Source organism: Pseudoxanthomonas sp. GW835-FHT14C01, assembly GCF_058793715.1.
Map to the genome: position 1 here is coordinate 137958 of NZ_JBXAGB010000004.1, position 18196 is coordinate 156153.

The following is an 18196-nucleotide window of genomic DNA, read 5'->3' on the forward strand; positions in this document are numbered from 1 at the left end:
TGTCGCCGGTGTCTCAGGGTGCCGTCAGCCAGTCGCGCAGCACGGCGGCCGTTTCCTGCGGCACCTCCATCGGCGGCAGGTGGCCGCAGCGCGGGAACACATGCAACCGCGCGCCGGGAATGCGCGCGTGCATCAGCCAGGTCTCGTCCGGCAACGTCATGCGATCGTCCTCGCCTACGCCCAGCAACGTGGGTACCGCGATCGTCGGCAGCAGCGGTTCCGAATCCGGCCGGTCGATGATGGCGCGCTGCTGGCGCAGGAAGGCGTCGAGACCGACCCGCTGTGCCATGGCCATCACCTCCTCGCCGATCCCGCTGTCCACGCGGCTCTCGTGCACCAGTTGCGGCAGGAGCTTGCGGGTCACGCCGGCGAAGCGGCCGGCCTCCGCCAGCGCCAGGCCCGCCTGCCGCACCAGCCTGCGCTTGGGCGGATCCAGCCGCGCGCTCGTATCCAGCAGCGCCAGTCGCGCCACCCGCTGCGGCGCCTGGCGCAGGATCTCGAACGCCACATAGCCGCCCATCGACAACGCCGCCAGCGCGAATACCGGCGGCGCCGCGGCCAGCACGCGCGCGGCCATGCCGGCCACGCTGTCGTCGCGGGTCAGGTCGCCGTGCTGGACATGCGCCACGTCGGCCAGTGCCACGGCGGGATCGCGCCACAGCCGTTCGTCGCACAGCAGACCGGGCAGCAGAAGCAGGGGAAGGGAGGCCATGTGCGTAGTGTAGGCGCCGCAATGGCAGCTGACCGGTGGTCGGCACCGACGGTCCGTTCCACATCCGCAACATGCGGCCCGCCGTAAGCTCCCCGTTCCCCCACACGCAAGCATCTCTTCATGCATGTCCTGCTCACCGGTGGCACCGGCTTCATCGGCCATGCGCTCTGCGCGCACCTGCTGCAGGCCGGCCACACGCTGAGCGTGCTGACGCGCGATCCCACCCGTGCCCGCGTGCAGGTATCGACGGCCGCGCGCGTGGTGACGGCTCTGGACGAGGCGCGCGACGTGGAAGCGGTGGTGAACCTGGCCGGTGAACCCTTGATGGCCGGGCGCTGGAATGCCGAACGCAAGGCCGAATTCCGCCGCTCCCGACTGGGCACCACGCAGGCGCTGGTCGCGTGGATGGCTCGCCAGTCCGTGCGCCCGCGCGTGCTGGTATCGGGCTCGGCGATCGGCTATTACGGCCCGCGCGACGACGAGGCGCTGGACGAGTCCGCCGCGCCCGGCGACGACTTCGCCGCGCAGCTTTGCCGCGACTGGGAAACCGAGGCGCTGCAGGCCGAAGGCCTGGACGTACGCACGTGCCGCTTGCGCACCGGCATCGTGCTGGGCACGGACGGTGGCGCGCTGGCGAAGATGCTGCCGCCGTTCCGCTGGGGGGCCGGCGGACCGATGGGCGACGGTCGCCAATGGATGAGCTGGATCCATCGCGACGATCTGGTGCGGATGATCGCATGGCTGCTGCACAGCGACCGGGCGGGTGGCGCCTACAACGGCACCGCACCCGCGCCGGTGACCAACCGCGACTTCGCCCGCGCACTCGGCAACGCCTTGCATCGTCCGGCGCTGCTGCCGACGCCTGCGTTCCTGCTCAAGGCAGGCTTCGGCGAGATGGCGCACCTGCTGCTGACCGGCCAGCGCGTGCTCCCCGCGCATGCGCTGGCGGAAGGGTTCGTGTTCCGATTCCCGGCGCTGGATGAGGCCCTCGAAGATCTGCTGAGGTAGGTGCCGCGGCAGCCCGGCCGTCTTCATCGTGTGGTGACGTCGCCCTAACAGCCGTCTGCTTACGGTCGTTGCAGGACAAGGGAGATGCCGCCATGCCTGCCAAGAAACGCGTGAACCGTCCGCAGACCCAGCGTCGCCAGCCGGGACGTCAACCGCGCATGCAGCCTGAACCGGAAACCATCCGGCCCGGCTATCAGGGCAACGGACGGCTTGTCGGGAAGGTGGCGCTGGTGACCGGCGGCGACAGCGGCATCGGCCGCGCGGTGGCGGTGCACTTCGCGCACGAAGGCGCCGATGTCGCGATCGCCTACCTGGAAGAAGATGCGGACGCGGCGGAGACCGCCCGCCTGGTCGAAGCCGCAGGGCAGCGCGCCCTGCTGCTGCGCGGCGACCTGAGCACACCGGCTCGCTGCCGGCGCGTGGTGGAACGCACGGTGAAGCGGCTCGGCGCGCTCGACGTGCTGGTCAACAATCACGCGCAGCAATACCCCGTCGACGAACCGGAGGAACTCACGCCCGCGCGGCTGCGGCATACGTTCGAGACCAACCTGTTCTCGTTCTTCCACCTGGTCGACGCGGCGCTCGAGCACCTGCCGGACCATACCGGCTGCATCGTCAATACCGGTTCGGTCACCGGCGTGCGAGGCCACGACACGCTGCTGGATTACGCCGCCACCAAGGGCGCCATCCACGCGCTGACGTTCTCGCTGGCCAAGGCGCTAGCCGATCGCGGCATCCGCGTGAATGCGGTCGCGCCGGGCCCCATCTGGACGCCGTTGATCCCCGCCTCCTTCACCCGCAAGCAGGTGGCCGAGTTCGGCTCGGACACGCTGATGAAGCGGCCGGGGCAACCGTCGGAAGTCGCGCCCGCCTATGTGTTCCTTGCCAGCGACGACGCGCGCTACATCACCGGGCAGCTGATCCACGTCAACGGCGGCGGGCATATCTCGGCGTAGGATGGACCCGACGGCATACTGGTGGTGTCGTTCCGCGAACCTTGCCCCGATGCCGACGCTGCGTGCTTACCATCCCGACGATGCCATCGCGCTGACCGATCTCTACCGGCGCTCGGTACGCCATTACGGACCCCGCGCCTACTCCGCCGCGCAGGTCGCGGCATGGTCGGCAACCGCGGACACGGCAAGGACCGCAGCGCGCTGCGCCGATGGACGCCATGTGCTCGTCGCCCAGGACAACGCCGGCACCCTGCTGGGCTTCGGCGACCTGGAGGCGGACGGCCATCTGGACTTCCTCTATGTGGCGCCGGAAGCCGAGGGCCTGCATGCAGGATCGCTGCTCTACGCCGCCCTGGAAGCCCACGCCCGGTCGCTGGGCCTGACGCGCATCTTCGTGGAAGCCAGCGAACTGGCGAAACCGCTGTTCGAGCGACGCGGGTTTATCGTGCTTGGCCGCAACGATCTGGACCTGGACGGCGTGGCCATCCACAACTACCGGATGGAAAAGCGATTGCCGCGATAAAGGGGTCCCGGTTACCTGCGGCCCGTTCTCATCTGCTGAACCTCGCGCGCCTGCCGCGCCATGCCTTCGTAGTGCGCGCGCAGGTCGTCGAGTTCCTTCTCTTCCAGTTCCTCCAGGTCCAGCAGCGCATTGTTGGCGCTGCGCGAGACGCGGATCAGTTCGTCCAGCTTGATCTGCATGGCCTCGGTATCGCGGTTCTGGGTGTTCTGGATCAGGAACACCATCAGGAAGGTGACGATGGTGGTACCCGTATTGATGATCAGCTGCCAGGTGTCGCTGAATCCGAACAGCGGGCCGGTGACGGCCCACACCACGAGGGTGCTCAAGGCGAGTGCGAAGCACGCCGGGCGACCGGTGAAGGTCGAGGCTTTCTTGGCGAGACGGGTGAAGGCGGACGGATGGGCCATGGCGGGCTCCGTGAAGGGCAGGCCTGCAGTGTCCGCCCATTTGCCGGGACCGGAGTGAAGAATCCGCTTCGCCGGCACGGTAAGGCGACGCGGTTACCGCGGCGACAGCACGTCCAGCAGCAAGGGCACGCTGAAGGGCTTGGTCATCAGCAGGGTGCCGGTGGGCAGGTCGCTCATGTGGTCGCGCGCATGCCCCGACACGACGCAGACCATCGCATGCGGCTGCAGGCGGCGGGCGTCCGATGCCACGGCGGCGCCGGTGATGCCGGGCATGTCGTAGTCGGTCACGACGCAGTCGTAGCGGTGCTGGTGCAGCAGTTCGCGCGCGTCGGTGCCGCTGGAGGCCTGGGTGACGCGGTGGCCGGCCAGTTCGAGGGCTTCGGCCACCATGGTGCGGTGCCTGTCGTCGTCGTCGACGTAGAGAATGGTGAGATCGGTCATGAGCGGACTGTGCCGCAGCAGCCCGCGAATCCCGCGTGAAAGCGCCGCGCTCGGCGTTCGGGGATGGTCATAGGTTGCTGCCCGGCGAAGAGACACCGTCGACCTGTGCTGTCCATTCGCCGGAAGCGTCGCATCTCCGCGGTGGTGGACACGTCGACGCCACGCCCCTCGCATCGAGGGCAGCTACTGACCGCGAGCGCATCGCGGCGACGGTACCGGGCGATGGTCCCGGCGTAGCATGCCGGCATGGATGTCGCCGCCCTCAAACGCCATTGCCGCTCCCTGCCGGGCAGCGTGGAAACGCTGTACGACGCGCCCGCCAACATCCTGGCGTACGCCGTGGCCGGCAAGCGCTTCGCCTACTTCAAGACCAGCGAGCCGGAGCGCTGGCGCTTCAGCTTCAAGGTGGCACCTGAGCGCTTCCTGGAACTGACCGACCAGCCCGGCATCAAGCCGGCGCGCTGGCTGGGGATCCATCGCTGGGTGACGGTGGTGGATGTGGCCTCCGTCCCGACGGCCGAACTGAAGGCGCTGGTGGGCTGGTCCTATGGCTACGCGTGGGACCGGCTGACCCGGCGCCAGCGCGCGGCGATCCTGGACGATGCGCCGGGCGCCGGCGGCCCGGCCCGCTGAGCAACCGGCCCCTCCGTCAATTCCCGTCTGCCGACGTGTCGATTCCGGCACTGCCGGTTCGTCGACTGCAGGAAGACCCACCCCGCGCCGCACCCTGGCGTCCCGTCATCTATATCCCAAGGAGCACGACATGAACGTCAATCCCTACCTGATCCTCAATGGCGACTGCGAAGCCGCCTTCACCTTCTACGCGCAGGCCACCGGCGGCGAGCTGGGACCGCTGATGCGCTTCGACGGCGCCGAGGGCTGCGAGGATTTCCCGCCCGAGCACAAGCAGAAGATCATGCATACGCATGTGATCTTCGGCCAGACCGTGCTGATGGGCTCGGACAACCATCCTGCCTATCCGCACGAGGGCGTGAAGGGCTGCTCCGTGTCGCTGTCGGTGGACAGCATTGCCGATGCGGAGCGCATCTTCGGCGCGCTGTCCGAGGGCGGCCAGGTGACCATGCCGCTGGCGCAGACGTTCTGGGCGGTCCGTTTCGGCATGCTGATCGACAAGTTCGGCGTGCCGTGGATGATCAACTGCGAGAAGGATGCGTGATGACGGCGCGGGGATGTCGTGTGCGCCCTGATGCCCCTGCCCGCTGCGCTGCGGCTTTCACCGGCCGCAGTGCCGTGGTCTGATGCGCGGCATGGCGACCTCCCCTACCCATCGTGCGATCGACGCCGTCTGGCGCATCGAGTCCGCGCGCGTGATCGCCGGCCTGGCGCGCATGCTGCGCGACCTGGACCTGGCCGAAGAACTGGCGCAGGACGCCTTGGTCATCGCGCTGGAGACCTGGCCCCGTGACGGCGTGCCCGACAACCCCGGGGCCTGGCTGATGACCACCGCCAAGCGTCGCGCGATCGACCGCCTGCGCCGGCTGCAATTACTGGACCGCAAGCACGAGGAACTCGCGCGCGAACTGGACGACGCGCACGAGGAACGGCGCACGCGCGACGAGGATGCGCTGGACCACGACATCGACGACGACCTGCTGCGGCTGGTGTTCGTGTCGTGCCACCCGATCCTGTCGATGGAAGCGCGCGTGGCGCTGACGCTGCGCCTGCTGTGCGGGCTGACCACGGACGAGATCGCGCGCGCGTTCCTGACGTCGGAACCGACGGTCGCGCAGCGCATCGTGCGGGCCAAGCGCACGCTGGCCGAGGCCGACGTGGCCTTCGAGGTACCGCGCGGCGACGAACTGCAGGAACGGCTGGCGTCCGTGCTGGGCGTGGTCTACCTGGTATTCAACGAAGGCTACTCGGCCACCAGCGGCGACGGCTGGATGCGACCGGCCCTGTGCGAGGAAGCGCTGCGGTTGGGGCGCATGCTGGCGGCGCTGGCGCCGCGCGAACCGGAAGTGCATGGCCTGATCGCATTGATGGAGATCCAGGCATCGCGCCTGCACGCGCGGCTGGGCAAGGACGGCACGCCCGTGCTGTTGCTGGAGCAGGACCGCAGCCGCTGGGACCGCCTGCTGATCCAGCGCGGGCTGGAAGCGCTTGCGCGCGCCGAGCGGCTGGGCGGTGCGTTCGGCTCCTATGCGCTGCAGGCCGCCATCGCGGCCTGCCATGCGCGCGCGCACAGCGCCGACGCCACCGACTGGACGCGCATCGCGACGCTGTATGCGGCACTGGCGCAGGTGAACCCCTCGCCGGTGGTCGAACTCAACCGCGCCGTCGCGGTGTCGATGGCCACCGGCCCCGCGAGCGCCCTGCCCCTGGTGGACCGTCTGCTCGACGAACCGGCGATGAAGCAGTACCACCTGCTGCCCAGCGTGCGCGGCGACCTGCTGTTCAAGCTGGATCGCCGCGACGAGGCGCGGGCGGAGTTCGAGCGCGCAGCGGGCATGACCCGCAACGAGCGCGAACAGGCGCTGCTGCTGGCGCGGGCGCGCGAATGCATGGCCGGCTGAGCACGCACCGCAACGCCTGCCCGACGTTCGCTCAGGCGGCGGGTCCCAGATAGTCCAGCTTGCCGAGCGGGACGCCGTTGTGGCGCAGGATCGCGTAGGCCGTGGTGACGTGGAAGAACAGGTTCGGCAGCGCAAAGCCGAACAGATAGCCGCGACCATCGAACGTCAGCTCTCCGCGGGCGCGCGTCGACAGCGTGACCGCGCGCGATTCGCTGCCCTGCAATGCCGCCTCGTCGAAGCTGCGCAGATGGTCCGCAACCGCATCCAGACGCGCGTACAGTTCCTCGAACGTGGTCTCGACGTCCTCGAAACGCGGCGACTCCACGCCCGCCAGCCGCGCCGCCCCGAACTTCGCCGCATCGGTGGCGAGCTGCACCTGCCGGACCAGCGGCAACATGTCGGGATACAGCCGCGACTGCAGCAGCACGCCGGGCTCGTAACCCTGCGCCTTCGCGTGGGCTTCGCCGGTCTCCAGCACGTGGCGGAGGTTGCGCAGCGCGCGCAGGAAGGTGGGAAGGGAGGCTTCGTACATCGACAGGGCGGCGGCCATGGGCAGGATCCGGTGCAGAGAGAAGTCGCGAGGATAGTCCTGCGCACGGGCCGCGATTAGCCTGCCGCCACGGGAGACTGCATCCCGCAGCAGCCTGCGCTAGCATCGTCGCCCCTCACGCTTTCGAGCCCGCCATGCCTGCCTGGACCGATCTGATCCGCGACGTGCCCGACTTTCCGCAACCGGGCATCCTGTTCAAGGACATCATGCCGGTCCTGGCCGACGCAGGCGCCTTCGCCGATGCCGTCGATGCGATGGCGACGCCGTGGCGCGACGCCGATATCGATGCCGTCGTCGGCGTCGAGGCGCGCGGCTTCATCCTGGGCGCTGCGCTGGCACGCGAACTGGAGGCGGGCTTCGTGCCGGTACGCAAGCCGGGCAAGCTGCCGGCGCATACGCTGGCGCTCGACTATGGGCTGGAGTACGGACGCGATCGCCTGGAGATCCACGCCGATGCGATGCCGGCTGGCGCACGCGTCATCGTCATCGACGACGTGCTGGCCACCGGCGGCACGCTGAAGGCAGCCGTGCAACTGGTGGAACGCCAGGGGGCCGTCGTCGTCGGCACCGGCGTGCTGGTGGAACTCGGCTTCCTCGCTGCGCGTACGGCATGGAACCATCCCGCACCGCTGCATGCGGCGGCGGTGTACTGACGCGCTCGCGACGCGGCGGCGCGCGCTATTCGGTCACGCGGGTAACGTAGGCACCGGTACCGATGATCTGGAAGGTGTCGTTGTCGATGCGGCGCACGTGGCTGCCGTCTTCCAGCACATAGGCGGGCGATGGCGTCCCTCCGCTTCGTGCGGCGTCGGCATCGTCGATCCGGTTGACCAGGATGCGGCAGCGGCGCCCGGAGGCATCCTGCGCGGTAAACACATGCGTGGTCATGGCAACGCCTCCAGGCACGGACAGACGCCGAGGATAGGCGACCCGGTGTTAAGCGTAGCGAAGCGGAATGCCGACGCGCGCGCGCGCCAACCCGGCAAGAAGAGGGGGAGGCGTTGCACCTCCCCCTCTGGCGCCTGAGCGCAAGCCGGCCATGTGTCGGGCATGGACGGCACGGGCGCACTCCAGGGGAGCGGAGCGGCCCACCTAGCCGCCGACGGGGGACGCCGGCGGATAGCAGGGGGCGGGGACCGGAAACGATGCCCGGCCGCCTCGCGTGTTCTACGTGGATCTCCCCTTCTTTCGCATCTTGGGGGATGCGACCGGACATCCTCAGGATGCGCGCATCGCCCGGCTGAGATGCTTGGTGTTGTTGCGGTGCAGGTAGCGTTCGATCAATGCGTGCAGATCGCGGGCACGCTGGTCCTGCGGATCGAAGTGCGCGAGGACCTGGGTCCAGTTGCCGTCCTGCGCCCAGCGGATGAAGCGCACGTAGATGCCGTGCCAGGAGCCGAATTCGCTTGGCAGGTCCGACCAATAGGCCCCCGTCTGCGCGACCCACAGCACGGCTTCGATGAAGCGGCGTGCGTTGCCGCCATGGCGCGCGCGCGCGCCGACCCGGCCGGGCAACGCCTGCATCAGCTGCTTCCATTCCTCGGCCGTGAGCCGCTGCATGATCGGCCAGTGGCTGATCGCACGCGGACCGATGCCGTGCGGCAAGCGCACACCGGCCGGCATGGCCGTCACGCCCGGCTCGGCAGGGATCGCAGCGCCCTTGTCCGGCTCGGCAACCTCCGGGGTGTCATGCACCATGCGCCAACCTCCTGTCGGCCGCCGTCCGGGTTCCCCCTGACCTGGACTCCCCCACCGACGCCGCCATACAACCGACGTTCTTCAAACTCCGCATCCTCTCTGGCTCCCGCTCTTCGATGTACGTGCCGTCCATTCCCTGTCCCCGCGCCACTCCGTGCATTCCCGGCGCCGGCGGTAAAGCCGGTGTTACGGCTTGCGTGGCGGCCCCGGACGGGTCATATATGTAGGGAACGAGATCGTGACGACAGGCACATTCCGGACATGACCGGCAATCGAGACAAGGGTGAAACGCAGATCGGGGCCATCGCCCTACCCGGCTCGCTGGACGTGGGCGCCATCCCGCCGCCGGACCCGGATTCGGTCACCCAGTTGCTGGGAGAGGTCGAGAAAGGACAGCCCGGGGCGTGGAACCGCATCTATGCCCTGCTGTATCGCGACCTCCACCAGATCGCCCGCTCCCAGATCCGCCAGCAACGGCGCGGCCATGTCCGGTCGCCGACCTCGCTGATCAGCGAGACCTGGCTGAAGCTGGCCAGTGCGGACTTCAGCGTGGAGAACCGGGCCCACCTGGTGGCCCTGGTGGCGCGTGCGATGCGCTTCGTCCTGCTGGACGAGGTCCGGCGCGCGCTCGCGGAAAAGCGCGGCGAGGGCATGGACCTGCTGCCGCTGGACGAGACCACCGAGCCCGGCCAGAGCTCCCGGCTGGAACAGCTGCTCATCCTCGACCAGGCTCTGAACGACCTGGCCAAGCTGGATCCGCGGTTGGCGCAGGTGGTGGAGATGCGTTACTTCGGCGGCCTGAGCGAACTGGAGATCGCTGATGTCCTGAAGGTCACCGAACGCACGGTGCGTCGCGACTGGCGGAAGGCGCGCGCGTTCCTGTTCAGCCATCTCGGCGACGGCGAACTGCCCGATCCGCTCTGAGCCATCGCAGGAACGCGTGTCGACGCGTCCGGAAACGCCATCGGGATTCGAACCTTCCTGATGTGCTCCCTCACCTTTCCCCCTTACCCTTCGCCCGCCCCGCGCGCAGCATGTCCGGACAGCGGCCGCCGGGAACGGTCCAGGTGGCCGCGGTGGCGGAGGCATGAAGGAAGCCCGGGCTCTCGCCATGTTCCTCTTCGAGACCTACTCCGACATGGAGGACGAGGATCAGGCCGCAGCCCTGGCCGTCCTGAGGACGGCGGATCCCCCCGTCCACCACGCGCTGGTCCAGTTGCTGGTCACGGATGCCCTGACCCATGCGCTGGACGTGCCCCCTTGGCTCGGCCCGGCGACGCCGGCGCTGGCCGTCGATGAGTGAATCTGGGAAGACCCGGCCACCGCACGCAGGAAGGGCCGGCCCCACGGCCGCCCGCAATGAGCCTCTTCCGCCTCGTCTCCATATCGAAGAACGTGGCCCACCCACGCACGGCGCACGCGTGATGTGGCGGCGGTCGCGTTTCGTATCACATTCAGCGGGGCACACGATCACTGTCCTACACGCCATGTGACGCCAGCACACGGAAGTGCGACGGCGTTAGCAACCGCCCTACCCGACTGTCTCGCTAGCATGGCGGCCTCTGTTCCGTTCCGGTTCCCCGCACAAGGAGTGCAGATGACGATCCACGCCACCACCGCCGCGTTCGCCGGCACCTGGGACCTGCTGCCCGAAGAATGCGACTACCAGCTCGGACGCGCGCCGCGCAGCGGACGCTACCGCTTCGCCTGCGCCGATGACGGCGGCCTGTCGATCGCGTCGGAATGGTTCGGCAGGAACGGCAAGCGTCACCAGGCGTCGTTCGATGGCCGCGCCGATGGCACGCCTTATCCGTACCACGGCACCCCGCACGCCGACGCGTTGAGTTTCGAAGCGGTGTCGCCCACGCAGTTGCACTCGACGACATGGCGCGACGGGCAGGAAGTGCAATGGTCCGAGCGCGAACTGATCGATGCCGATACGCTGGTGATCCGGATGCGCGGGCATCTGAGCGATGGACGCAGCTATACCAACGTCGGGGTTTTCCGCCGCCAGGACAGCTGACGCGCGATCCGGCCCGCAACGGAAAAGGGCGCCGGAAGGCGCCCTTTTCCTTCAGGAACCTTTACGCCCCCCGTGCCGTCAGCGCGTCTGCACGCAGTTCTGCAGCCACAGCACCCGCTTGGCATCGTCGTAGCGCAGGAACTGGCCCTTGAAGACAACCTTGTCGCCCTTGCGGAACGTCAGCACGTTGGCCAGCTGGTTCGGCTTGAACAGGCACGCTACGCCCACGCGCGGCTCGTTGTCGCCGGGCACCTGCAGCAGTCCGGTACCCGGCTGCGGGATCTCGAAGGAAACGTTGTAGTCCTCGCCGTCTTCCTGGATGTAGTCCACGCGGCCGCGCAACGCATAGTGGCGACCCTTGTGGCGTGCGGTCACCGCCACCGCATTGCCCTTGGCCTCGCGCGCGATCTCGCGGGAGAACGCGTAGACATCCTTCACGGTCACGTCGGCATTGTTCTGGGTCTTCGACCCCTGCGCTGCGGCGGCGCGACCTTCCTTGCCGCCTTTCAGCTTGGCCAGGATCTGGCACATGTACGGCCGCATCGCGTCCTGCTTGGCCATCTGGCCCTTTTCCGTCTTCACCGTCATCTGCACGACCGCGGCACCGCCCTCGTCGCTGATGTTGATGAGCGTCGGGATCGCGCGCGTGGTGCCGGTGGAGCGCTGTTCGACCAGCATGGCGCCGGTGTCGACATCCTCGGTGATCACGTCCATCTTCTCGCCGATCATGATGCCGCGCATCTGTGCCATCGCGTCCTTGACCGACTGGTCGGGTACGGTGACACGGCTGGAAAAATCGGTGCCCGAGAAGATGCTGCCGGACTTGCTGAAAGTGTCCTCGCATTCACCCGCGATGGCGGCGGGCGCCACGCTCGCCAGGACGAGCGCGATGGCGGCAAGTAGCTTGTTGGTCATGTGATCCTCACAGAGTGGAAGTGGCGGGCATCCCGGATGCCACGCGCCATGCTTCCGACCGCGAGGGATCCGTCCCCGCGGCATTCTGGCAAGGTCGGACGATGCACCACAAGCACCTTGCGTTCTAGAATCGCGTCCTTTCTTCAGACAGAAGCCGAATCCACGCGATGCAACACACCCGACGCTCGTTCCGCATCGCCGCCGCCGTCGCACTGCTGTCGCTCGCCGCCGGCGCATCCGCCCACGGTGACGAGGCGCCCCGCACGCTGCCGGCGGACGTGCAGGCCGATGTCGAGGCGATCGCCGGGCACCTGACGCAGGTGAACGACACCGATGCCGCGCTCGCCTGCGGCGAGGCCGTGGACAACGCACGCTACGGTGTGGAGACGATGCTGGAAGTGGGCGAGAAGAACCTGCGCGCCGGCTACATGACCCAGGCCGCCTACGACTCCATGGCGCCCGCCCTGCGTTCGCTGCTCGCCACGCTCAGCCTGCAGGACTGCGAATCCGCCAGCGGTGCGCGGCGCGATTTCTACCAGTGCATGTCCAGCGACTACAACCACGTACTGGCGTGCGGGAAGGCGCATCCATTCGAACCCTGAGGTTGACCCCGTGCGTCCGCGCCGTCACCCTTCCGGCATGACCCTGCCCGCCTTTCCCGCCGTCCGGCTCGCGCCTTTCGTCTCCGCAGGGACCTGCTGATGTCGTGGCCCGAGTTCAACGGCTGGCTGCAGGAGGGCGCGCGTGTCGTCATTCCGATCGCCCAGGCGCTCGCGATCCTGCTGGGCGCCTGGGTGCTGCTTCGCGTGTTGCGCATCATCGTGCGCCGCATCTGCGACAGCTACCACCTGCCGGCCCAGGTCGCGGTCAGCGCGCGGCGGCTGCTGGGCGTCCTGGTCTACCTGTCCGCGGGCATGCTGGCGCTGGGCCGGCTCGGCGTGTCGGGCAGCGTGCTGTGGACCGCGCTGACCGGCTTCACCGCCGTGGCGGCCGTGGCGTTCTTCGCCGCATGGAGCGTGCTGTCCAACATCTTCTGCAGCGTGCTGATCCTGACCACGCGGCCGTTCCGCGTGCACGACCATATCGAAGTGCTGGAAAACGGCGACAAGCCCGGCCTGCGTGGCCGCGTCATCGACATCAACCTGCTCTACACCACGCTGCTGGAAGAAGACGCGCTTCGCGGCGATACCGTGCTGCAGATTCCCAACAGCCAGTTCTTCCAGCGCACCACGCGAAGGTGGCGCTCCGGTTCGCCACCGGCGGCGTCGGCGCCGGAGTGAGGCACCGACACATCAGGCGACCCCGCACGCAAGGTGCGCAGGCCGGGCATCAGGAGGCCGCGTCGCAGGCGACCTCGGCCGACGTGGTCGCGCCACGCAAGGTCCGTTGCGCCCACAGATAGATCAGCAGGCCGGCCACGGCCATGGCCGCGCCCACGTAGCCGGTCGACGTCCAGCCGTAGCCGGCGGTGATCGCCATGCCGCCCAGCCAGGGGCCGAGTGCGTTGGCCGTGTTGAACGCGGCGTGGTGCGACGCGGCGGCGAGCGTCTGCGCATCGCCCGCCACATCCATCAAATGCGATTGCAGGATCGGACCGAGCGCGCCCATCAGGCCGATCGTCACCGTGGCCAGCAGGATCGTCGGCAATCCCGTCGCCAGCAGCGGGAACAGCAGCAGCGCCACCATCGCCCAGGCGAGCACCATCCAAGCGCCACGCAGCTGGAAACGGTCGGACAGCCAGCCGCCGACGAAATTGCCGATCACGCCGCCGACGCCGAAGCCGGCCAGGCCCAGCGGAATCCAGGCCGGCGACACGCGGGTAACGTCGAGCATCGTCGGCGCGAGATAGCTGAAGACCGAGAACATGCCGGCGAAACCGATCGCACCGATCGCCAGCGCCTGCCACACCGGCAGCCGGTTGAACGCACGCAACTCGTCGAGCGGATGCGCTTTCGCACCGTCGATGCCGCCCGGCAGCCAGATCGCCAGCAGCACCGCCGTCGTCAGGGCGACCAGCGCCACCACGGCGAATACCCAGCGCCAGTCGATCATCTGGCCCAGCCAGGTCGCCAGCGGATTGCCGATCAGGATGGCCAGCGTCAGGCCCAGCATGACCAGACTGATCGCGCGGCCGCGCTTGTTCGGCGGGCTGATCGCCACTGCGGTCAGCGCGGCGACGCCGAAGTACGCGCCATGCGGGAGGCCGGCGATGAAGCGGAACACCAGCAGGCTCTCGTAGGTAGGACCCAGCGCACTGGCCAGGTTGCCCATTGCGTAGAAACCCATCAGCGCCAGCAGCAGCGTCTTGCGCTTCCAGCCGGCGCCGAGGATGGCCAGCAGCGGAGCGCCGACGACGACGCCCAGCGCATAGGCGCTGATCAGATGTCCGACCTGCGGCTCGGTGACGCCCAGCGAGGCCACCATGTTGGGCATCAAACCCATGCTGGCGAATTCGCTGGTACCGATGGCGAAGCCGCCCAGCGTCAGCGCGAACAGGATCAGGCCGACCTGGCGCGCAGTCAGGTCCTCGGCCACGGAAAGCGAAGAATGCGGGGGTGGTGCGATGTCCATGCACGCATTGTGCTGCACTGCAGCAGCCGCGGTCGAGGGCGTGGCTGGAACACTGAAGACAGGGCCCACCTCGATCAGGAAAGCCGGGGCGTCGATCCCCGGCCATGCGCAAGTCCCCGTGGGCAGCCCTTACTTGGGAACGAACTTCAGCGGCCCGTGGTAGGCCGGCCATGCGATCGAGGCGGCGCTTCGCGTATTGAGCGCGACCTCGGCGGTGTCGCCGCCTTCCCCGTGCGTGCTGGCCATCAGGGTCGGCACGTAGAACGCGCTGCCGAAGATAGCGTCCTTGCGGATCACCGGATTGATCGACAGGGTGGTGGTCTTGCCGGGTTCGATCCGGAACACCACCGCATCCTCGTTCACGAACGCGCCCCGTTCCAGCGCCTTCTTCACACTGAAACTGGTGTGCATCTCCATGCCGATGCCGGTCACCTTGTACTCACCGGCCGGGAGCGACAGCGACTCCTGCTGCCCGTAACGGGTCATGTGGCTGATCGGGAAATCGATGAACTGCTTGTTGACCATCGAGAACAGCACCTGGCCATCGCGGACGCCCCACTCCAGCGCGCCGCTCTTCAGTTGTTCATTGACCTTCTTCGGCAGTTCCTGCTCGCTGGTGAACGGCTTGACGTCGACCACCAGTATTCCCGTCCCCTCCTGCACCGCAGACGCGGACGCCTGCGCCCACGCCGACCCGGCCACACACGCACCGGCCTGCAGCAGCAGGCCCGCGATCACCTTGCGCATACATTCTCCCTGTTGGATGGCGCCACCCCTGGCGCACCCCATTCTCGGCGCCTGCGCGCCGAGGGCGCAATGCGCCCGGGAACCCGGGCGCCACACGCGTGGCGTCAGCGCGCGTCCACCCGGAACGGCAGGTTGGCGTAGGCCGCATGCCCCTTGCCGTCGTGCGCTTCCACGAACAACCGGTACTGGCCCGGCGTCGCCGGTGCGGTGAAGCGCACGCCGCCCTGCCCCGTGTCTTCCATCGCCACCGGGACTTCCGGCGGCACGTCCTCACGGTCGCCGCCGACGGTGGTGGCGGTGGTCTCCTGCAACACCGTCCAGCGGTAGCGCAGCACATCACCGTCCGGATCGCGTGCTTCCACGTGCGCGACCGCCGGCTGGCCCGCGTCCAGCACCACGCTGTCCAGCGCCATGCGACCGTCCAGGGTCAGCGGCCGGATCGAGGGTGCACGATTGGCCGGCCAGCGTCCGGTCCACAGGTACTCCATCGTGTCCACCGCCGGCGTGCTCTCGCCGCTGGGCAGGAACAGGCCGTACCAGGTCGGCGTGCGCTCCTGCTTGTCGCCCCACAGGAACACGTACGACCCCAGGCCCTGTTTCGTGTCGGCGGCGATCACCCGCTCGTAGCGCTGCTGCAGCAGCAGCGCCTTGCGCGAGGCGTCATCCTCGATCGGCGCCTTCCACGCGGTCAGAGGACTTTCCCAGTGCCCGGTCGGACCCCACTCAGTGACGACGTAGGGCCCGGTCCAGCCGCTGCTCTCGAGTTTCTCCGGCAGCGCACCGATGTCGCCGTACAACTGGATGCCGATCAGGTCCAGCGATGGCGCACGCGCCTTCAGCAGATCGATGAGCTTCCTGTCGAAACCGGCCAGCGTGGTCATCACCGGATGGTTCGGATCCTCGGCATGGATCATGTCGGCGATCCCGCCCACCGCATCCCACACCTTCGGATTGCTGTAGTGCAGGTTCAACTCGTTGCCGACCACCCACATCAGCACCGCCGGGTGATCCTTGTAGAGATCGATTTCCCGGCGGATGCGCGCGAGTTGCCGCGTCACCGCCGCGCGATCGTCGTAATCGAACCCGTGGCGCTCGTTGCCCACTTCGATGCCCATCGCCACCTTCAGGCCGTTGCGCTGCGCACGGTCCAGCATCGCGCGCACCTTGGCTTCATCCAGGCCGGTGCTCCACGTGCGGAAGGAATTGCCGCCGCGTGCAGCAAGTTCCTCCTGGCCTTCACTCCCCATGCCGGCGCCTTTCACGCGGAAGGGCTGACCGTCCACGCGCATCACGTAGGCACCCTGCTCGTGGACGATGCGGACCTGCGACGGCGCCGCGATGGCCCATGCAGGCAGGGACAGGGCAAGGATCGAGACGAGCAGGCGCTGCAGCATGCGGACGTTCTCCGGCCATCGGGGAGCGGGCATCATGCCACGCACGCCGTCGCGGACAGCGGCAGCGCTAGAATGCGGGCATGAACACCATCCTGATTCCCGTCTCCATCGGCGAACTGGCCGACAAGCTGACCATCCTCGAGATCAAGGCCGAGCGCATCGACGATGCCGTCAAGCGCGCGCACGTGCAGGTGGAACTGGACGGCCTGCGCGCCCTGTGGGAGCCGCTGGCGGCCGCGCAACAGGAACTGGCCGCGATGAAGCGCGAACTGCGCGCGATCAACGAACGCATGTGGGACGTGCAGGACGCGCTGCGCGCGAAGGAGGCCGCGCAGGTCTTCGATGGCGAGTTTGTCACGCTCGCGCGTGCCGTCGCGCAGCGCAACGGCGAGCGCATCACGGTGAAGAACGCGATCAATCGCCTGGCCGGTTCCCGCTTCATCGAAGAGAAGCAGTACCAGGCCTGACGGCGCTGTCCGCGGACCGGGTACCGCGCGGCGCCGGCACATGACCCACATCCTTCGCAAGCTGCAGGTCGGGAACCGCACCCGGACCGTCGCCGCGCGTGTCCTCGGGCTGGCGGCATAGCCCGCCAGCGAGGCATCACTGGCACGGGATCGGATGCCGCGCCCGTTCCAGCGATGCCTGCTCGCGGCTGTCCAGATCGGGCAGGAAGTCGAAGCCGGTGGCGTCCTCGATCGCATCGATGCTGGCGACGAAATCGTCCAGCTGCGCGTTCTCCGGCAGCGCCCGGTTCGGCATGACCACCGCCCACGCACGCAACGCGTTGGCCGGCGTGCGGTAGACCAGGATCTTCCAGGTGTGGGTGGGGATGACGACGCCATCGCCGATCGTGTCCACGGTGACGAACGGCACGTCGCGCTCGGTGTAGATCATCGGACCGCTGATCACCCACTTGGTCCCGCGTACGGGCCCGGTGGTCCGCGCGCAGGCCTCCAGCCGCGCCCATTGGCCCCGGTTCATCGCCCGATGCTGGGGCACCGCATTGGACAGGTAGAACGTGTCGGCCATGCGCGCCTCGCTGCTGGAGTGCGCCTCGGCCGGGGCCATGTGACCGATGTCGACCGGGAACAGCCCGGCGCGCGTGTGGTGCCGGGAGGAGCCGGCGTAGTCGCGCGGCACCGCGCGCGCCAGGCGCAGCGCAGGATCGGCCTTGAACGACAGCGAGCCGCGCTCGACATTGCTGCGCAGGGACGTCGTCGTATAGGCCTCGCAGACCCAGTATGGCGTCTTCAGGTCGGCGCTGTGCAGCAGCGCATAGCCGGCACGCACCACGCGCTCGGTGGCACCGAAGTCCAACCCCCGGCGCGGCACCGGATCGCCGAACGGGCAGTGCGGATTCGCGGCAGTCGACACGACGGCGGCCGCCCGCGCGCCTGCCGCCGGAGGCGGCAGTGGTCCGGCATCGGCATCGGGCGCAGCGACGGAATCGGCCGCCGCGTCGCCGGCAAGCCTCGCGTCAACGTCAACGTCAATGTCGGCGTCAGCGTCCGCGTCCGCGAAGTGCGGTCGTGCGGTCGCTTCGCCCGCTGCGCGGTTCTGCACCTCCCGGAGCGATGGACCCGCACTCGTGGCGGCGTCGACCGGACCGCGTGTCGCGCACCCGGCGACCGTCAGGCTGAGCAGCATCATCAAGGCGGCGGTGCCGGCATGCCGGTTCGTCGGCGGGATCGGGAACATCTGCAATGCCCTCACG

At 68.5% G+C, this 18196-nt stretch carries 24 protein-coding genes; 13 read left to right on the forward strand and 11 right to left on the reverse strand.

From position 1 onward, the window contains the following. Window positions 1-13: 13 nt before the first annotated feature. Window positions 14-712, reverse strand: a complete 699-nt coding sequence (locus AC1Q5B_RS18440) for an alpha/beta fold hydrolase (RefSeq protein ID WP_492632904.1) — start codon at window positions 710-712, stop codon at window positions 14-16. 120 nt (window positions 713-832) lie between these two features. On the opposite strand from AC1Q5B_RS18440, the gene AC1Q5B_RS18445 reads away from it, so the two are divergent. From AC1Q5B_RS18445 to AC1Q5B_RS18455, 3 genes are all read left to right on the forward strand, one after another. Beyond that, window positions 833-1720 (forward strand): TIGR01777 family oxidoreductase, encoded by an 888-nt coding sequence (locus AC1Q5B_RS18445; protein WP_492632905.1) that lies wholly within the window; start codon window positions 833-835, stop codon window positions 1718-1720. 92 nt (window positions 1721-1812) lie between these two features. After that, complete coding sequence (locus AC1Q5B_RS18450; RefSeq protein ID WP_492632906.1) at window positions 1813-2676, forward strand: SDR family oxidoreductase; 864 nt, start codon at window positions 1813-1815, stop codon at window positions 2674-2676. 49 nt (window positions 2677-2725) lie between these two features. After that, complete coding sequence (locus AC1Q5B_RS18455) at window positions 2726-3199, forward strand: GNAT family N-acetyltransferase (protein ID WP_492632907.1); 474 nt, start codon at window positions 2726-2728, stop codon at window positions 3197-3199. An 11-nt stretch (window positions 3200-3210) separates the two neighbouring features. Here AC1Q5B_RS18455 and AC1Q5B_RS18460 read toward each other — a convergent pair whose 3' ends face one another. Together AC1Q5B_RS18460 and AC1Q5B_RS18465 are read right to left on the reverse strand one after the other, a co-directional pair. Then, complete coding sequence (locus tag AC1Q5B_RS18460; protein ID WP_492632908.1) at window positions 3211-3606, reverse strand: low affinity iron permease family protein; 396 nt, start codon at window positions 3604-3606, stop codon at window positions 3211-3213. Between the two features lie 93 nt (window positions 3607-3699). Continuing rightward, a complete protein-coding gene (locus AC1Q5B_RS18465; protein WP_492632909.1) occupies window positions 3700-4047 on the reverse strand; it encodes a response regulator in 348 nt (115 codons plus the stop codon). 246 nt (window positions 4048-4293) lie between these two features. Between AC1Q5B_RS18465 and AC1Q5B_RS18470 the strand changes: the two genes are divergently transcribed. The 3 genes from AC1Q5B_RS18470 (at window position 4294) to AC1Q5B_RS18480 (ending at window position 6581) form a co-directional block, all read left to right on the forward strand. Then, window positions 4294-4680, forward strand: coding sequence for an MmcQ/YjbR family DNA-binding protein (locus AC1Q5B_RS18470; protein ID WP_492632910.1), 387 nt, complete (start codon window positions 4294-4296; stop codon window positions 4678-4680). 130 nt (window positions 4681-4810) lie between these two features. Next, window positions 4811-5224, forward strand: a complete 414-nt coding sequence (locus AC1Q5B_RS18475) for a VOC family protein (RefSeq protein ID WP_492632911.1) — start codon at window positions 4811-4813, stop codon at window positions 5222-5224. A gap of 91 nt (window positions 5225-5315) precedes the next feature. After that, window positions 5316-6581, forward strand: a complete 1266-nt coding sequence (locus AC1Q5B_RS18480) for an RNA polymerase sigma factor (protein ID WP_492632912.1) — start codon at window positions 5316-5318, stop codon at window positions 6579-6581. Window positions 6582-6612: 31 nt separating this feature from the next. Here the strand turns inward: AC1Q5B_RS18480 and AC1Q5B_RS18485 are convergent, their stop codons facing one another. Then, window positions 6613-7131, reverse strand: a complete 519-nt coding sequence (locus tag AC1Q5B_RS18485) for a DUF1993 domain-containing protein (protein ID WP_492632913.1) — start codon at window positions 7129-7131, stop codon at window positions 6613-6615. A gap of 134 nt (window positions 7132-7265) precedes the next feature. Here AC1Q5B_RS18485 and AC1Q5B_RS18490 point away from each other — a divergent pair, with 134 nt between their 5' ends. Then, window positions 7266-7784, forward strand: a complete 519-nt coding sequence (locus tag AC1Q5B_RS18490) for an adenine phosphoribosyltransferase (RefSeq protein ID WP_492632914.1) — start codon at window positions 7266-7268, stop codon at window positions 7782-7784. A 25-nt stretch (window positions 7785-7809) separates the two neighbouring features. Here the strand turns inward: AC1Q5B_RS18490 and AC1Q5B_RS18495 are convergent, their stop codons facing one another. Together AC1Q5B_RS18495 and AC1Q5B_RS18500 are read right to left on the reverse strand one after the other, a co-directional pair. Further along, window positions 7810-8019 (reverse strand): hypothetical protein, encoded by a 210-nt coding sequence (locus AC1Q5B_RS18495; RefSeq protein WP_492632915.1) that lies wholly within the window; start codon window positions 8017-8019, stop codon window positions 7810-7812. A 330-nt stretch (window positions 8020-8349) separates the two neighbouring features. Further along, on the reverse strand, window positions 8350-8829 hold the full coding sequence (locus AC1Q5B_RS18500; RefSeq protein ID WP_492632916.1) for a transposase: 480 nt from the start codon (window positions 8827-8829) through the stop codon (window positions 8350-8352). Window positions 8830-9090: 261 nt separating this feature from the next. Here AC1Q5B_RS18500 and AC1Q5B_RS18505 point away from each other — a divergent pair, with 261 nt between their 5' ends. The 3 genes from AC1Q5B_RS18505 (at window position 9091) to AC1Q5B_RS18515 (ending at window position 10852) form a co-directional block, all read left to right on the forward strand. Further along, a complete protein-coding gene (locus AC1Q5B_RS18505) occupies window positions 9091-9753 on the forward strand; it encodes an ECF-type sigma factor (protein ID WP_492632917.1) in 663 nt (220 codons plus the stop codon). A 163-nt stretch (window positions 9754-9916) separates the two neighbouring features. Further along, window positions 9917-10132, forward strand: a complete 216-nt coding sequence (locus tag AC1Q5B_RS18510; protein WP_492632918.1) for a hypothetical protein — start codon at window positions 9917-9919, stop codon at window positions 10130-10132. Window positions 10133-10426: 294 nt separating this feature from the next. Next, a complete protein-coding gene (locus AC1Q5B_RS18515) occupies window positions 10427-10852 on the forward strand; it encodes a hypothetical protein (protein WP_492632919.1) in 426 nt (141 codons plus the stop codon). A gap of 78 nt (window positions 10853-10930) precedes the next feature. Here AC1Q5B_RS18515 and AC1Q5B_RS18520 read toward each other — a convergent pair whose 3' ends face one another. After that, window positions 10931-11767 (reverse strand): hypothetical protein, encoded by an 837-nt coding sequence (locus AC1Q5B_RS18520; RefSeq protein ID WP_492632920.1) that lies wholly within the window; start codon window positions 11765-11767, stop codon window positions 10931-10933. A gap of 167 nt (window positions 11768-11934) precedes the next feature. On the opposite strand from AC1Q5B_RS18520, the gene AC1Q5B_RS18525 reads away from it, so the two are divergent. Together AC1Q5B_RS18525 and AC1Q5B_RS18530 are read left to right on the forward strand one after the other, a co-directional pair. Further along, a complete protein-coding gene (locus tag AC1Q5B_RS18525) occupies window positions 11935-12369 on the forward strand; it encodes a hypothetical protein (protein ID WP_492632921.1) in 435 nt (144 codons plus the stop codon). A gap of 99 nt (window positions 12370-12468) precedes the next feature. Continuing rightward, window positions 12469-13047, forward strand: a complete 579-nt coding sequence (locus tag AC1Q5B_RS18530) for a mechanosensitive ion channel family protein (RefSeq protein WP_492632922.1) — start codon at window positions 12469-12471, stop codon at window positions 13045-13047. Window positions 13048-13096: 49 nt separating this feature from the next. Here the strand turns inward: AC1Q5B_RS18530 and AC1Q5B_RS18535 are convergent, their stop codons facing one another. The 3 genes from AC1Q5B_RS18535 to AC1Q5B_RS18545 all read right to left on the reverse strand — a co-directional run bounded on the left by AC1Q5B_RS18535 (window position 13097) and on the right by AC1Q5B_RS18545 (window position 16512). Further along, window positions 13097-14338 carry an MFS transporter gene (locus AC1Q5B_RS18535; protein WP_492632923.1) on the reverse strand — a complete coding sequence of 414 codons (1242 nt, stop codon included), beginning with the start codon at window positions 14336-14338 and terminating at the stop codon, window positions 13097-13099. A 129-nt stretch (window positions 14339-14467) separates the two neighbouring features. Then, window positions 14468-15085 carry a hypothetical protein gene (locus AC1Q5B_RS18540; protein WP_492632924.1) on the reverse strand — a complete coding sequence of 206 codons (618 nt, stop codon included), beginning with the start codon at window positions 15083-15085 and terminating at the stop codon, window positions 14468-14470. Window positions 15086-15189: 104 nt separating this feature from the next. Next, on the reverse strand, window positions 15190-16512 hold the full coding sequence (locus AC1Q5B_RS18545) for a hypothetical protein (RefSeq protein ID WP_492633065.1): 1323 nt from the start codon (window positions 16510-16512) through the stop codon (window positions 15190-15192). A 47-nt stretch (window positions 16513-16559) separates the two neighbouring features. Here AC1Q5B_RS18545 and AC1Q5B_RS18550 point away from each other — a divergent pair, with 47 nt between their 5' ends. Next, complete coding sequence (locus AC1Q5B_RS18550; RefSeq protein ID WP_492632925.1) at window positions 16560-16946, forward strand: DUF6165 family protein; 387 nt, start codon at window positions 16560-16562, stop codon at window positions 16944-16946. A 136-nt stretch (window positions 16947-17082) separates the two neighbouring features. Here the strand turns inward: AC1Q5B_RS18550 and AC1Q5B_RS18555 are convergent, their stop codons facing one another. Beyond that, a complete protein-coding gene (locus AC1Q5B_RS18555; RefSeq protein WP_492632926.1) occupies window positions 17083-18180 on the reverse strand; it encodes a DNA/RNA non-specific endonuclease in 1098 nt (365 codons plus the stop codon). Window positions 18181-18196 lie beyond the last annotated feature (16 nt).

Excerpts from the sequence above, each read along its gene's own strand:
- AC1Q5B_RS18440 (WP_492632904.1), bottom strand. The coding sequence starts at position 712 with ATGGCCTCCCTTCCCCTGCTTCTGCTGCCCGGTCTGCTGTGCGACGAA.
- AC1Q5B_RS18445 (WP_492632905.1), top strand. The coding sequence starts at position 833 with ATGCATGTCCTGCTCACCGGTGGCACCGGCTTCATCGGCCATGCGCTC.
- AC1Q5B_RS18450 (WP_492632906.1), top strand. The coding sequence starts at position 1,813 with ATGCCTGCCAAGAAACGCGTGAACCGTCCGCAGACCCAGCGTCGCCAG.
- AC1Q5B_RS18455 (WP_492632907.1), top strand. The coding sequence starts at position 2,726 with ATGCCGACGCTGCGTGCTTACCATCCCGACGATGCCATCGCGCTGACC.
- AC1Q5B_RS18460 (WP_492632908.1), bottom strand. The coding sequence starts at position 3,606 with ATGGCCCATCCGTCCGCCTTCACCCGTCTCGCCAAGAAAGCCTCGACC.
- AC1Q5B_RS18465 (WP_492632909.1), bottom strand. The coding sequence starts at position 4,047 with ATGACCGATCTCACCATTCTCTACGTCGACGACGACGACAGGCACCGC.
- AC1Q5B_RS18470 (WP_492632910.1), top strand. The coding sequence starts at position 4,294 with ATGGATGTCGCCGCCCTCAAACGCCATTGCCGCTCCCTGCCGGGCAGC.
- AC1Q5B_RS18475 (WP_492632911.1), top strand. The coding sequence starts at position 4,811 with ATGAACGTCAATCCCTACCTGATCCTCAATGGCGACTGCGAAGCCGCC.
- AC1Q5B_RS18480 (WP_492632912.1), top strand. The coding sequence starts at position 5,316 with ATGGCGACCTCCCCTACCCATCGTGCGATCGACGCCGTCTGGCGCATC.
- AC1Q5B_RS18485 (WP_492632913.1), bottom strand. The coding sequence starts at position 7,131 with ATGGCCGCCGCCCTGTCGATGTACGAAGCCTCCCTTCCCACCTTCCTG.
- AC1Q5B_RS18490 (WP_492632914.1), top strand. The coding sequence starts at position 7,266 with ATGCCTGCCTGGACCGATCTGATCCGCGACGTGCCCGACTTTCCGCAA.
- AC1Q5B_RS18495 (WP_492632915.1), bottom strand. The coding sequence starts at position 8,019 with ATGACCACGCATGTGTTTACCGCGCAGGATGCCTCCGGGCGCCGCTGC.
- AC1Q5B_RS18500 (WP_492632916.1), bottom strand. The coding sequence starts at position 8,829 with ATGGTGCATGACACCCCGGAGGTTGCCGAGCCGGACAAGGGCGCTGCG.
- AC1Q5B_RS18505 (WP_492632917.1), top strand. The coding sequence starts at position 9,091 with ATGACCGGCAATCGAGACAAGGGTGAAACGCAGATCGGGGCCATCGCC.
- AC1Q5B_RS18510 (WP_492632918.1), top strand. The coding sequence starts at position 9,917 with ATGAAGGAAGCCCGGGCTCTCGCCATGTTCCTCTTCGAGACCTACTCC.
- AC1Q5B_RS18515 (WP_492632919.1), top strand. The coding sequence starts at position 10,427 with ATGACGATCCACGCCACCACCGCCGCGTTCGCCGGCACCTGGGACCTG.
- AC1Q5B_RS18520 (WP_492632920.1), bottom strand. The coding sequence starts at position 11,767 with ATGACCAACAAGCTACTTGCCGCCATCGCGCTCGTCCTGGCGAGCGTG.
- AC1Q5B_RS18525 (WP_492632921.1), top strand. The coding sequence starts at position 11,935 with ATGCAACACACCCGACGCTCGTTCCGCATCGCCGCCGCCGTCGCACTG.
- AC1Q5B_RS18530 (WP_492632922.1), top strand. The coding sequence starts at position 12,469 with ATGTCGTGGCCCGAGTTCAACGGCTGGCTGCAGGAGGGCGCGCGTGTC.
- AC1Q5B_RS18535 (WP_492632923.1), bottom strand. The coding sequence starts at position 14,338 with ATGGACATCGCACCACCCCCGCATTCTTCGCTTTCCGTGGCCGAGGAC.
- AC1Q5B_RS18540 (WP_492632924.1), bottom strand. The coding sequence starts at position 15,085 with ATGCGCAAGGTGATCGCGGGCCTGCTGCTGCAGGCCGGTGCGTGTGTG.
- AC1Q5B_RS18545 (WP_492633065.1), bottom strand. The coding sequence starts at position 16,512 with ATGCCCGCTCCCCGATGGCCGGAGAACGTCCGCATGCTGCAGCGCCTG.
- AC1Q5B_RS18550 (WP_492632925.1), top strand. The coding sequence starts at position 16,560 with ATGAACACCATCCTGATTCCCGTCTCCATCGGCGAACTGGCCGACAAG.
- AC1Q5B_RS18555 (WP_492632926.1), bottom strand. The coding sequence starts at position 18,180 with ATGTTCCCGATCCCGCCGACGAACCGGCATGCCGGCACCGCCGCCTTG.